Source organism: Streptococcus timonensis, from assembly GCF_047460355.1.
Lineage (GTDB): Bacteria > Bacillota > Bacilli > Lactobacillales > Streptococcaceae > Streptococcus > Streptococcus timonensis_A.
In genome coordinates this window covers 44,437-57,316 of sequence record NZ_JASHGL010000005.1, presented here as the reverse complement: position 1 = coordinate 57,316, position 12,880 = coordinate 44,437, and the positions used below count along the sequence as shown (strand labels likewise).

The 12,880-nt window shown below is 38.3% G+C and carries 14 protein-coding genes and 1 pseudogene; 11 read left to right on the top strand and 4 right to left on the bottom strand.

What is annotated here, in order from left to right; genetic code table 11:
• The first annotated feature begins 187 nt into the window (after nucleotides 1-187).
• The 4 genes from QM941_RS08380 to QM941_RS08365 all read left to right on the top strand — a co-directional run bounded on the left by QM941_RS08380 (nucleotide 188) and on the right by QM941_RS08365 (nucleotide 4,215).
• Nucleotides 188-1,018 (top strand): glycosyltransferase, encoded by an 831-nt coding sequence (locus QM941_RS08380; protein ID WP_414340123.1) that lies wholly within the window; start codon nucleotides 188-190, stop codon nucleotides 1,016-1,018.
• 77 nt (nucleotides 1,019-1,095) lie between these two features.
• Entirely contained in the window at nucleotides 1,096-2,946 is a 1,851-nt protein-coding gene (locus tag QM941_RS08375; protein ID WP_414340122.1) for a polysaccharide biosynthesis protein, read from the top strand.
• Between the two features lie 162 nt (nucleotides 2,947-3,108).
• On the top strand, nucleotides 3,109-3,582 hold the full coding sequence (locus QM941_RS08370) for a DUF805 domain-containing protein (protein ID WP_414340121.1): 474 nt from the start codon (nucleotides 3,109-3,111) through the stop codon (nucleotides 3,580-3,582).
• Nucleotides 3,583-3,759: 177 nt separating this feature from the next.
• Nucleotides 3,760-4,215 (top strand): DUF805 domain-containing protein, encoded by a 456-nt coding sequence (locus QM941_RS08365; RefSeq protein WP_414340120.1) that lies wholly within the window; start codon nucleotides 3,760-3,762, stop codon nucleotides 4,213-4,215.
• Nucleotides 4,216-4,304: 89 nt separating this feature from the next.
• Here the strand turns inward: QM941_RS08365 and QM941_RS08360 are convergent, their stop codons facing one another.
• Genes QM941_RS08360 through sdaAB form a run of 3 tightly spaced genes read right to left on the bottom strand, consistent with a single transcriptional unit; the run spans nucleotide 4,305 to nucleotide 6,522 of the window.
• On the bottom strand, nucleotides 4,305-4,946 hold the full coding sequence (locus QM941_RS08360; RefSeq protein WP_414340119.1) for an HAD hydrolase-like protein: 642 nt from the start codon (nucleotides 4,944-4,946) through the stop codon (nucleotides 4,305-4,307).
• Nucleotides 4,947-4,969: 23 nt separating this feature from the next.
• On the bottom strand, nucleotides 4,970-5,842 hold the full coding sequence (gene sdaAA / locus QM941_RS08355) for an L-serine ammonia-lyase, iron-sulfur-dependent, subunit alpha (protein ID WP_414340118.1): 873 nt from the start codon (nucleotides 5,840-5,842) through the stop codon (nucleotides 4,970-4,972).
• An 8-nt stretch (nucleotides 5,843-5,850) separates the two neighbouring features.
• The gene (gene sdaAB / locus QM941_RS08350; RefSeq protein WP_414340117.1) at nucleotides 5,851-6,522 is read right to left on the bottom strand and encodes an L-serine ammonia-lyase, iron-sulfur-dependent subunit beta; all 672 of its coding nucleotides are present in this window, start codon (nucleotides 6,520-6,522) and stop codon (nucleotides 5,851-5,853) included.
• A 241-nt stretch (nucleotides 6,523-6,763) separates the two neighbouring features.
• Here sdaAB and QM941_RS08345 point away from each other — a divergent pair, with 241 nt between their 5' ends.
• The 5 genes and pseudogenes from QM941_RS08345 to QM941_RS08325 all read left to right on the top strand — a co-directional run bounded on the left by QM941_RS08345 (nucleotide 6,764) and on the right by QM941_RS08325 (nucleotide 10,025).
• Nucleotides 6,764-7,420 carry a LysM peptidoglycan-binding domain-containing protein gene (locus QM941_RS08345; RefSeq protein ID WP_414340116.1) on the top strand — a complete coding sequence of 219 codons (657 nt, stop codon included), beginning with the start codon at nucleotides 6,764-6,766 and terminating at the stop codon, nucleotides 7,418-7,420.
• A gap of 135 nt (nucleotides 7,421-7,555) precedes the next feature.
• Nucleotides 7,556-8,413, top strand: coding sequence for a helix-turn-helix domain-containing protein (locus tag QM941_RS08340; protein ID WP_414340115.1), 858 nt, complete (start codon nucleotides 7,556-7,558; stop codon nucleotides 8,411-8,413).
• Nucleotides 8,414-8,797: 384 nt separating this feature from the next.
• Nucleotides 8,798-9,385, top strand: a pseudogene (locus tag QM941_RS08335) (hypothetical protein).
• A 171-nt stretch (nucleotides 9,386-9,556) separates the two neighbouring features.
• Nucleotides 9,557-9,790, top strand: a complete 234-nt coding sequence (locus tag QM941_RS08330; protein WP_414340114.1) for a hypothetical protein — start codon at nucleotides 9,557-9,559, stop codon at nucleotides 9,788-9,790.
• A gap of 28 nt (nucleotides 9,791-9,818) precedes the next feature.
• On the top strand, nucleotides 9,819-10,025 hold the full coding sequence (locus QM941_RS08325; RefSeq protein WP_414340113.1) for a hypothetical protein: 207 nt from the start codon (nucleotides 9,819-9,821) through the stop codon (nucleotides 10,023-10,025).
• A gap of 404 nt (nucleotides 10,026-10,429) precedes the next feature.
• On the opposite strand, the gene QM941_RS08320 is transcribed toward QM941_RS08325, so the two are convergent.
• Nucleotides 10,430-11,227 carry a hypothetical protein gene (locus QM941_RS08320; protein ID WP_414340112.1) on the bottom strand — a complete coding sequence of 266 codons (798 nt, stop codon included), beginning with the start codon at nucleotides 11,225-11,227 and terminating at the stop codon, nucleotides 10,430-10,432.
• Nucleotides 11,228-11,350: 123 nt separating this feature from the next.
• On the opposite strand from QM941_RS08320, the gene QM941_RS08315 reads away from it, so the two are divergent.
• Together QM941_RS08315 and mnmA are read left to right on the top strand one after the other, a co-directional pair.
• Nucleotides 11,351-11,551, top strand: coding sequence for a hypothetical protein (locus QM941_RS08315; RefSeq protein WP_414340201.1), 201 nt, complete (start codon nucleotides 11,351-11,353; stop codon nucleotides 11,549-11,551).
• A 195-nt stretch (nucleotides 11,552-11,746) separates the two neighbouring features.
• Nucleotides 11,747-12,868, top strand: coding sequence for a tRNA 2-thiouridine(34) synthase MnmA (mnmA, locus tag QM941_RS08310; RefSeq protein WP_414340111.1), 1,122 nt, complete (start codon nucleotides 11,747-11,749; stop codon nucleotides 12,866-12,868).
• Nucleotides 12,869-12,880: the final 12 nt, after the last annotated feature.

Sequence of the window (12,880 nt, the reverse complement as noted above, 5' to 3'; positions counted from 1 at the left end):
TTATTTTAAGTTTTTTTGTAGGAGATGTCAAGCTGGAACAAGGGAAGCTTTCTTTGGTAGTGGGAATTTGAAACTGAAAACACCTGAAACTGTTTACTAGATTTTTCCCAGGATTCAAATAAAGATAGGAAAGTAGAGAAATTTGTGATAAAATAGTGAAAGAAAATCTATAAATTGGAGAAAAACTGTGTCTGAAAATCGGAAATTTAGCGTCTTGATGTCAGTTTATATCAAAGAAAATCCCGTCTTTCTAGAAGAGGCGGTTGAGAGTATCTTAAATCAAACGCTTAAACCCAGTGAAGTGGTTCTTGTTGAAGACGGTCCCTTGACACCTGAACTCTATCAAGTTTTGGAAAAATTGACAGCACAGTCGACAATTCCAGTCAAGCGTTGTCCGCTTGAACAAAATCGTGGCTTGGGCTTGGCGCTTCAGTATGGTGTCTTACAGTGCCAGTATGATGTTATTGCTCGTATGGATACGGATGACATCGCCGTTGAAGACCGATTTGAGAAACAGTTCAATCTGATGGAAACAGAGAACTTGGATTTGTTGGGTGGTCACATTGCAGAATTTATCGACCGACCTGATGAGATTGTGTCTTACCGTCGTGTGCCGATTAAGCATGAGGATATCATTGCCTACCAACGTATGAGAAGTGCCTTTAATCATATGACTGTTATGTTCAAAAAAGAAATGGTGCTCAAGGCTGGTAACTACGAGGATGGCCTTTATATGGAAGATGATCTTCTCTGGCTCAATATGATTAGTGCTGGAGCTCGAACTGGAAATGTGGATCAAATCTTATGTAAGGTGCGCGTGGGAGCGGGGATGTTTGAACGCCGTGGAGGTCTTCGCTATCTCAAACTCTATCGCCAAGCACGTCAAAGAATGCAGGCGCGTGGACAGATTTCCTATGGAGAATATCTGAAAAGTGTCTTAATCCAGGTTGTCGTTGCCCTATGTCCAGGATTTGTGCGACAGTTTATATTTTTAAAACTTCTAAGAAAAAGCAAGTAATTGAAGCCAATTAGATTTTAAAAATTTATCCGAAGATTACTAGAAAATGTGATTTTGCGTAGGAGGATACCATTCACATGAATAAAAAAATGACAGATTATGTAATTGATCTGGTTGAAGTATTAAATAAACAACAAAAACAAGTATTCTGGGGATTTTTTGACATCACCAGTATGGTTTTATCAATCATTGTTTCCTATATTTTGTTTTATGGATTGATTAATCCCACACCAGCAGACTATGTGATTTACACGGGCTTGACTTTCCTTTTCTATCAAATTATGATTGGATTTTGGGGTCTAAATGCAAGTATTAGTCGTTATAGCAAGATTACGGACTACATGAAGATTTTCATCGGAGTGAGTATTAGTAGTATCTTGTCTTATGTGATCTGCTATGCCTTTCTCCCACTCTTTTCTGTCCGCTTTATCGTCCTCTTTATATTGCTAACAACCTTCTTGATTCTTTTTCCACGGATTACTTGGCAACTCATCTACTCTAGACGTAAGAAGGGGACTGGAGATGGAGAACACCGTCGGACCTTCTTAATTGGTGCGGGAGACGGTGGTGCCCTCTTCATGAATAGTTACCAACATCCTACTAGTGATTTGGAGTTGGTTGGTATTTTGGACAATGATGAAAAGAAAAAAGGGCAAAAACTTGGGAAAGTTCCAGTTCTCGGCTCTTATAACGAATTACCAGAACTTGCAAAACGTTACAGAGTTGAAAAAGTAATCGTTGCGATCCCTTCCCTAGATCCATCAGAGTACGAACGAATCTTGCAAATGTGTAACCAACTCAATGTCAAGTGCTTCAAGATGCCTCGAGTTGAGTCGGTTGTACAAGGACTTGATCCATCGGTCGGTAGTTTCCAAAAACTGGATCTTGCAGACTTGCTGGGAAGACAAGAAATTCGCTTGGATGAATCACGTATCGGAGGAGAAATCAATAATAAGACCATCTTGGTCACTGGTGCAGGAGGATCAATCGGTTCAGAAATCTGTCGCCAGATAAGTCGTTTCAATCCAGAGCGTGTGATCTTGTTGGGACATGGGGAAAATTCCATTTATCTCATCTATCATGAATTGATTCGTAGTTTCCAAGGAATTGACTTTGTTCCAGTTATTGCAGATATTCAAGATTATGAGCGCCTACTTCAAGTATTTGAACAGTACGAACCAGCGATTGTTTACCATGCTGCAGCCCACAAACATGTTCCTATGATGGAGCGTAATCCAAAAGAAGCCTTTAAAAATAATATCCTTGGGACATACAATGTTGCCAAGGCAGTTGATGCAGCGAAAGTGCCAAAAATGGTTATGATTTCAACTGATAAGGCCGTCAATCCACCGAATGTAATGGGAGCAACCAAACGTGTTGCAGAGTTGATTGTTACTGGATTTAACCAGCGTAGCCAATCTACCTACTGTGCGGTGCGTTTCGGTAACGTACTCGGTAGCCGTGGGAGTGTAATTCCTGTCTTTGAGCGTCAGATTGCAGAAGGTGGGCCTGTAACAGTTACAGATTTCCGAATGACTCGTTACTTTATGACTATTCCAGAAGCTAGTCGTTTGGTGATTCATGCGGGTGCTTATGCTAAGGATGGAGAAGTCTTTATCCTGGATATGGGTAAACCTGTACGCATTTATGATTTGGCTAAGAAGATGGTTCTTCTAAGTGGTCATACTGAAAGTGAAATTCCAATTGTAGAAGTCGGAATTCGTCCAGGAGAAAAGCTCTACGAAGAATTGCTAGTATCGACTGAGTTAGTAGAAAATCAAGTCATGGATAAGATTTTTGTCGGTAAGGTTAATGTTATGCCTCTAGAAACAATTGATCAAAAAATTGAGGAATTCCGTACATTGCGAGGAACCGAATTAAAGAGAGCTATTATTGGCTTTGCTAATGAAACAACTCATGTGGATTAAATATAAAAATAAGGTATTATCCGTCAAATCTTCTTTAAGTGGAGGCGACAGGTAATATCTTTTTTCTATATTTAGAGGGATTTCTAGGTGATTTTGAACATATTTGCTCTAAGTGAACAGATATGGTAAAATATAACAAATAACAATAAAAGGGAGTGTCTTATGATTAACGCTTATAAAAGTTTCTTTAAAGGCTATGTAGATTTTGCAGGCCGTTCAACTCGTTCAGAATACTGGTGGGTTTGGCTTGGAAATATGATTCTTTATATTCCTTTCTTCTTATCATATGGAAATGCTCTGGCTAACTCACGAAATGAGAGTGCTCTTATTACTTTGGGCTTTATCGCTATTATCTATTTTATTTTTGGTCTAGCAATTTTCTTGCCGTCACTTGCTTTGATGGTTCGTCGCCTTCGTGATGCTGGTTTCCACTGGGCGCTTATCTTTATTTTATTCATTCCACTGGGTAGTATTGTTCTTCTAGTACTTTTGGCTATGCCAACAAAGGAAGAAGCAACTCCAGTTATGAACCAAGTAAAAGAAGTTCAAACTGAGGAAGCTGTAGAAGTTGTAGAGGCAATTGAAGCGGTTGAAGCTCAAGAAGTCTCACCTTTTGAAGAAATAGACAAGAACTAAAATAAATTTGTTAAAGGATATCTAGCTGATAAGATCTATTAGGCTGTAAAGCTAGTTCTTCAAAATACTCCCAGGTCTAAATTTAAGATCTGGGAGTATTTTATATCTTTTCACAGTTGCCCTACTAATCGTATTAAGAATCCTAAACGATAAAAAACAATAACAAAGGAGTAGGTTATGATTCAAGCTTATAAGAATTTTTTCAAAGGCTTTTTAGATTTTTCAGGTCGTTCAACACGTTCCGATTTCTGGTGGGTTTGGTTGATAAATAATATTTTTTGCATCCCACTTTATATTATCTATTTTGAAATGATTTTGAATACCGGAAAAGAAATAGACCCAATTTCAGGCGTAGCTTTCTTAAGTCTTTATATCATTTTGTTTATGGTGTTATTTATTCCTAGTCTTGCTCTAAAAGTTCGTCGTTTACGTGATGCGGGCCTCCATTGGGCTTTCATTTTTTTCGAATTGATTCCACTGCTAGCTATCTTCAGTGGTTTTATCTTTCTTCCTGTGCTTTCGCTGGATGGTGTTATCCTTTTAATCTTGTTAGCTTTTCCTACAAAGGAATTAGATGCACCAACAACTGATGAAACAAGAGAAGTTCAAGATGAAGCTCCGCATTTTGATTAAATGAAACAAAAGAGCTGTTTTAGTGGATACTATTTAGTCATAACAAAATAAGACTCCCGAGTTTAGGCTTCTAACTTGGGAGTCTTTTCTTAGGCCTTCTTTTGCAAGTGATTTAAAATATCCTCTACTTGATGAGCAACCCAGTCAGGCTGGTAACTTAGAAGTTCAGCTTGTTCGCCGAATCCCCAGGTAACAGCCAATTTTTTAATCCCTGTTTCCTGAGCGCCAATCATATCAAACTTGGTATCTCCGATAATGACAACCTGCTCTGGCTCTAATTGATGATTGTTTAAAGTCTGATGAATGACATCTGCCTTGTGCAGGGCTTGAGGACTTGAACCGTAGATGCCGTCAAAGAAGTGATCAATCTCAAAGTTTTGAGTCATTGTTAGTGCAATAGGCGTATTTTTCGTAGTTGTGATATAGAGGGGATAGTCCTTGGCTAGTTCTGAAAGTAATTCTTTGATATGTGGGAAGAGTTGAGCTTCGTGAACTCCCTTTTCTTTGTAGTAGGAGCGGTATATCTGGATAGCTAAGTCAATCTCTTCCTCTGGGAGACAGGTCGCGAAGCTAACTTCTAGGGGGGGTCCCATAAAGCTACGGATGGTTTTGGCATCAGGGCTGGGGACTCCAAGTTGGTCAAAAGTGTAGCTAAAGGCATTATGGATTCCGATGGAGCTATCAACAAGGGTTCCATCCAAATCGAAAAATATGGCTGATAGAGATGACATAGATTCTCCTAGTAGTCTTGAGATTAGTCGCCGAAGATTTCTTTTTGTAGGCGACGGCCTGTTGGTGTAGCAGCAAGTCCACCTTCAGCAGTTTCACGGAAGGCAGTTGGGAGGCTAGAACCTACTTGGTACATAGCATCAATAACTTCGTCGACAGGGATTTTCGACTCGATACCGGCCAAGGCCATATCAGCTGCTATAAAGGCAAAACTAGCTCCCATGGCGTTACGTTTAACGCAGGGAACCTCAACCAAGCCTGCAACTGGGTCACAGATGAGACCAAGCATATTTTTGATGACAAAGGCAATGGCCTGACTTGCTTGGTAAGGACTTCCACCGGCAGCTAAGGTTAGGGCAGCAGCACTCATGGCAGAGGCTGAACCGACTTCTGCTTGACAGCCCCCCTCAGCTCCAGAAATGGAAGCATTGTTGGCGATGACTAGTCCAAAAGCTCCTGCTGCAAATAGAAAATCTAGTTGTTGTTCATGTGTTAAATCTAACTTTTGAATAGCAGATGTGAGAACTGCAGGGAGACAACCTGCACTTCCTGCGGTCGGTGTCGCACACACAAGACCCATCTTGGCATTGTGTTCATTGACAGCAATAGCATTACGTGCAGCAGATAAGACCGTTAAGTCAGATAAAGTGTTACCTTTTTGGATATAGTGGTCAAGTTTGGCGGCATCTCCACCGGTCAACCCGCTACGAGATTTGTTTTCATTGAGACCGAGCTCGACAGAAGCTTTCATGACTTCTAGGTTGCGCTCCATGAGGAGCAGAACTTCATTGCGACAACGACCAGTTAATTCATTTTCTGTGCTGATCATCAGTTCGGCAACATTGCCCTGGAAATCTAAATCAGCCTGCTCGACTAACTCTTTGATAGAATAAAACATACTTCCTCCTATTGAAAGAAATTGACATTATGCAAATGAGGAATTTTACGAATTTCTTCGATGGATTGTTCACAATTACGACTATCAACTTCGATAATCATAATAGCCTTTTCTCCAGCTTTTTCTCGGGTTACATTCATCTGAGCAATGTTGATACCGTAGCGAGACAAGGCTTCAGTTACGTGGGCAATCATACCAGGAACATCCTGATGAACGATGATGATAGTAGGAGTATTCATGTTGAGGGAAACCGCAAAACCATTAAGCTCGGTAACCTGAATGTTTCCACCCCCGATAGAAATACCTGTTACGCTAATACTCTTTTTAGCATTTTTAATCGTAATCTTGGTTGTGTTAGGATGAGGGGCATTGCTATCTTTTTGAATGGTCCAGACAATTTTAATGCCACGCTTATGGGCTATTTCTAAGCTATTTGGGATTTGGGGGTCATCCGTATCCATTCCTAAAATTCCTGCAACCAAGGCTAAGTCAGTCCCGTGGCCTCGATAGGTTTTTGCAAAAGAATTAAATAGCTGGAACTCGACCTCTGTCGGAGTATCATCAAAGATGGATGCTACAATTTTCCCGATACGGACAGCACCTGCTGTATGACTACTAGATGGGCCAATCATGACTGGTCCGATGATATCAAAGACAGATTGAAAACGAAGTGATTGCATCTGTTTCCCCTTAAAAAAATTCTTGCTTCTATTATATCAAAGATTGCTGGCCTTGGCTCAAATCCCCGATAAAATATCTTAAATACATTAAAATAGTAGAAAGTAGTGGCTTTTGTGACAAAAAAAGGCTATTTATAGGTAAATAAAACACAGTCTTGTAATATTTCTACACAAAAATGTTAAGAGATAGTAATATTTCTAAGGTAAGATAGTATTATCAGAAAGAAGGAGAACCTTTTAAATGAATAAAATTAAATCTGGTTTTGTAGGATTTGTAGCCTTGCTTACTTTCCTAGCACCAACACTTACATTTGCTCAAGAAAGAACAGTATATACAGTAAAACCTGGAGATACTCTTTCAGAAATCGCAGAAACTTACAACACAACAGTTGAAAAATTAGCTAAACTCAACAACATTAAAAATGTTGACCTTATCTTCGTTGATCAAGTTTTAGTTATCAACGGTGAAGCACCAGCAACTCAAGAGCCTTCAACAGTTGCAGCCGCTGCAGCAGCAACAGTAGAAGTTGTGGCAAGTTCAGCAGCTCCTGAAGCGACTGAAGTTGTCGAAGAAACTCCAGCAACTGAAGAAAGTTATAGTGCACCAGCAGCGCCAGCTCCAGTAGCACCGGCAGCACAAGAAAGCTACAGTGCACCAGCAGCAACAGTCAGCGGATCAGAATCAGAAGCTAAAGAATGGATCGCTCAAAAAGAATCAGGCGGCAGCTACACAGCTACAAACGGACGTTACATCGGACGTTACCAATTGACAGATTCATACTTGAACGGTGACTATTCAGCAGAAAACCAAGAACGTGTAGCAGATGCCTACGTTGCAGGACGTTACGGTTCATGGACAGCTGCTAAGAACTTCTGGCTTAACAACGGTTGGTATTAAGAAATAGGGAAAGAGCTTTGAATGGCTCTTTTTTTAATATTTTGAGAAGCCTGTTAACTCCTTGTAGACAATATGACATAATCTTCTCAAAAAGTAGTATAATGTTTTTATAGAATATAAATAGTGGTGGTTAGCATGCATGCATTATTAGCAACAAGATTAAAAAATAAGCGAAAAGAGCTGGGCTGGTCGCAAAAAGAGTTGGCAGAAGGAATTTGCCAACAAACTCAGATAAGTCGAATGGAACAAGGCAAATATATGCCAGGAGCAGATTTGTTATATAAATTATCTGAAAAAATGGGCTTAAATATGGACTATTTCTTTTCAGGAGAAATTTCGAAAGAGTTTCTAGGCTTGTCTGCTTTCAAGAGGTTGTCTGAAACATTGTTGGAAAATCAAGATTATGTCTCTTTGAAATATGCTTTTGAGGGAGAAAGAAAGCAACAGACTTCCTTATCTTTTGATGAAAAGATTTATCTGGACTGGATAGATGCCATTCTAACCTATCAATGTGAACATCAATTAAACTTAGCTATTTCAAAAATAGAGGATATCCTCAGTAGGATTAGTATTGATAAAGTAGACTACTTGTATATTTTGAATACTCTGCTGATTTTCTTAGGCTATGATGAGAACAAGGAGAAATTTGAGCAATTATATGATCAGGTTTCCGTAGCTCTTTCAAAAATCGATACCAGTGTGCGTGAACAAATTGAGTTGTATATCAAAATAAAATACAATTATTGTTACCACCTTTGGAAACAGGAGGATATGGATAAGTCCAGAGCGCTATTATTGGAGATGATTGAATTTTGTAACAAGTATCATAGTAGCTTTAGGCTAGCAGATTTATATTGTTTGTTGGGAAATGTAACAGAGGATCTTGATATCTCTGTTGCTAAGGACTATTATATGAAAGCTAAGGTGCTCTATCTAATTGAAAATAATGAAATTATGGCACTCAAGGTAGAACAATATCTGATGGATAAGTAGTCAGAGAATGTATAAGGATAGCAGAAGCTATCTTTTTCATACACAAAATATAACTATAATTCTTCTTTTTAAAAATATCTAGATTATTACTTAAATTGCTTGACAGGTTATATATGTTGATTTATAATATAAGTGAAACGAGTTGTGTAAACGCTACCAAAAAACGGTATTCTTAACTTTGTATTTAGTCGAGAATTATGATGTAACTAGAAAAGGGGTGGAAAAATGTTTAAAAATAAGGAGCTTTTTCGAGTAGTCATGATATTTGTGATAGGAATTATCCTAATTTTAATGACACCAGTCTTATTTAAAGTTGTGATGGAACTATTTTCAAAATAAATAGGCCTCTTCTTTAGGCGGAGTAGTGAATCAGGAGGTTAAGTGATGAACTACAATTTAAAATATATCTTATCAGGACTATTTAGCATAGTCTTTATAGGTTTCCTAGTCTGGATGCGTCATTTTAATCAGAAGAAGGAAGAAGAGCATTCAGATGTGTCTTTTGAAGCGAGGTTAGATAGTGAAGTCAAGACCTTATATAAACAACTAGGATTGGGTGAGGAACCTCATTATTTCTTAGCTTATCGCTACTTACACCCTTGGTTTAATTTGGCGATTTTACCACCAACAGTTGAAATTTTCTTAACTAAAATAGCGCTGGTGATGGTGACTCCAGATGAACTACTGATAAGAAATCTTGGAAATGGGATGACTTTTACAAATGAGCATCATCGCGATTTGCGGCAAGGACTTATCTGCATTCCAAAATCAGAGATGAAAGAATTTGAGATTCGCAACTGGGAAAGAGCTTTTGTATTTGGCGATTTTTTGACAATTAAAACAAGCTAACAGAGCTATTATTTGCAGGTTAGAGATGATGGACTTCAAAAGGGAAGTCTCTTTACCAAACATTTCTCAAACTTGAAACGACAAGATTTTCTAGGATTATTGACAGATAAAAGGACATTCTGATTGACAATGACTCAAAATATGTATCATATACCTTTTTTAAAAACTGAAACTCAATTTTGGGAAATATTTTTATTTATTTTAGGTGTTTTGTTAATTGTAATTTCATTACTAAGTCATAAAAAAATTAACTTTTGGAAATAGCGTTAGTGAGTAGGAAAGGATAATAGTATTATGATGGTTGTTTTAATTTCAGTGGTTGTGGCATTTTTGTATTATGTAATTACAGATTATTTTAAGAATAGTTATATTGACTGTATACTATTTCTAACATTGCTGATTTCTCATTTGATATGGGATTACTATTTTTTGCCCATTGAAATCTTAGTGGCATTAAGTGGAGTAAATTTGCTATTAAGATTTTTCAAAAAAAAAGAGAAGTCAATAGATTTGCTAGTGGATTATTAAGACGAAAGGTAAAATTGGGATAGTTAAAATGAAACATTTTTTTGCAGGATTTGGTGAAATAAACTTTATAAATTATCTATTGTATGTATGTGTAGGACTAGCCCCTCTTTTTCATATATATGTCATAGGTTCGGAAATGAGTTTTGTGAAAATAGTATTATCTATTTTAGGAATCATATTTGTATGTATTCTAACTATTGCTCGAATTTATAGGAATTTTTTCTATAAAGAATAGTTTGGACTTGAACTGTATCTAAAACCAGAGGTTGGTCGATTGACAGTCTCTTTCTTGTCTTCTATATCTAAGCATGTCTACTAGTCCAATTATTGGACTAGTGATTGGACATACTAAAATAAATCTAATAAATTCTATTATTATGGCTCTTGGTATGATATTGGCATTAATTTTGGTATTATCAAGGGTATATAGAAAATTTTTTTATAGAGACGAAAATGACTAAAGTTTTTATCAATAATTGGCTCCATAATATCTATAGGGAATTTACCTACTACAAATATCATAGAGCCCTAAAAAAGAGCCTTATACGGCTCTTTTTGTGTGCTTGCATTTGATGAGAGACCATTATAAACATTGGTGCTGAGGGCATACAAGTTTATGGGATTTCGTCATCTATATTATTAGTTAGACGAACTGGTTGTATCGCTATTAGACTCTGATTGAGAACCTGAAGAATCAGCAGTTTGACCTCCTGTATTAGCGCTATTATCTCCTCCACTATTAGCACTATCAGTTGAATAATGCTCAGCTGCAGGTGCTTGGGAATTAGATATGCTTCCATTTGTTTCCGGATAGCTTTGAATATAGCTACTATCTTCTGAACGGCTGACTTCTAGTCTGGCATCTCTAGTAGTCGTTTCTATTTGGGTGGTTTCTTCTTTTTTGGTCAAAACTTCAACTTGTTTTTGGAATTTAGAGATAAGTTCTTGAATTGGTTTTATCTTTTCTTCAAGAGTAGCTTGGTCGCTGTCAGAATTAATGTTTTTAATGATGTCTATTATTTTTTGCAAGGAAGTGATGGTTGTCTCAAGTGTTTGTTTATCTTGAAACTGGCTATCAGAATCCTTTATATCTAATTTCAAAGCTTTTTCACTATAGTGATTTGTGACTTTATCGGCTGTAGCAGTAAGAAAGTTTGCTAGTGTCTTTTTGCCTTCATCAGTAGTTGGTTTCAATTCTTGGATTTTTTTCCAATCCTCTATAATGGTTTCAGAATCGATATCGAAGTTTTTAATAGCGTTTTTTACTTGTTCAACATCTTGATGATCCTTTTGATGGTTGACGAGAGCAACACTCCCTCTCTCTGCTTGGATCTTTTCTTGATGAATGACCAAGCCTGTCAAAAGTCCAATGCCTGCAATAAGTGTAATAATAAAAATAGTATTTTTTGATTTTAGAATATCTTTGTAGTTGTTCACATTAGTCCTACGCACATGGATGATGGTGTATGTATGGAATCATGTGCGCATTCCTCCTTATTACAGTATATCATTTTTAGTTGATTTTAAAAATAAGTTTATAAAGAGAATAGAGATTTAGGTATGAATTTATTTCTTTTGTATTCTTATCTTCATGTATTTACAGAAGAGGGTGATAGATTGTCAGCCTCTTCCTTGTCTTCTCTATCTAAGCATGTTATAATGAAAACTGCTCAAACGACCTTCAATCGTGAAGCACACACGACCTTCAATCGTGAACTAGTCATTTTATTTATCTTTTATTACGTCGTTAACTCGCAATGAGATGCAAGCTGAGCTTGTCTGATTTATAACCTCAATCAGTCTCCCAGACTGCTTGAGCGAACTCAAGTTATGCCTGCGACTCGTTGCCTAGTCCTAAAAGCAAACGAAATGACTATACTCGAAGAAATCCTATTGAAAGCCTTAGTAAATAGAATTTTGAGGGGTATAAATAAACGAATAGATGGGAGACTTACCATGAGTGATAACTCTAAGACACGTGTTGTCGTGGGGATGAGTGGTGGTGTTGATTCGTCGGTGACGGCTCTCTTGCTCAAGGAGCAAGGCTACGATGTGATCGGTATCTTCATGAAGAACTGGGACGACACAGATGAAAACGGCGTCTGTACGGCGACCGAAGATTACAAGGATGTGGCTGCGGTAGCAGACCAACTTGGCATTCCTTACTACTCTGTCAATTTTGAAAAAGAGTACTGGGACCGCGTTTTTGAGTACTTCCTAGCGGAATACCGTGCAGGACGCACGCCCAATCCAGACGTTATGTGCAACAAGGAAATCAAGTTTAAGGCCTTTTTGGACTATGCCATGACCTTGGGAGCAGACTATGTGGCAACTGGGCACTATGCCCGAGTGGCGCGTGATGAGGATGGCATCGTTCACATGCTTCGTGGCGTGGACAATGGCAAAGACCAGACATATTTCCTCAGCCAACTTTCGCAAGAACAACTTCAAAAGACTATGTTCCCGTTGGGACATTTGGAAAAGCCTGAAGTTCGCAAACTAGCTGAAGAAGCAGGCCTTGCGACTGCTAAGAAGAAAGATTCAACAGGGATTTGCTTTATTGGAGAAAAGAACTTTAAAGAATTTCTCAGCAACTACCTGCCAGCTCAGTCTGGTCGCATGATGACTGTGGATGGTCGCGATATGGGAGAACATGCAGGCCTTATGTACTATACGATTGGTCAGCGTGGAGGACTCGGTATCGGTGGTCAACACGGCGGTGACAATGCACCTTGGTTCGTTGTTGGAAAAGACTTAAGCAAGAATATCCTCTATGTAGGCCAAGGATTCTACCATGATTCGCTCATGTCAACCAGTTTAGAGGCTAGTCAAGTCCACTTTACTCGTGATATGCCAGAGGAATTTACATTAGAATGCACGGCTAAATTCCGCTATCGTCAGCCTGACTCTAAGGTTACAGTACATGTCAAAGGAGACAAGGCAGAGGTCATCTTTGCGGAGCCACAACGCGCCATTACACCTGGACAAGCAGTTGTCTTTTATGATGGTGAAGAGTGTCTCGGTGGTGGTTTGATTGACAATGCCTACCGCGATGGACAAGTTTGTCAGTACATTTAAGAGTTTCTAAGA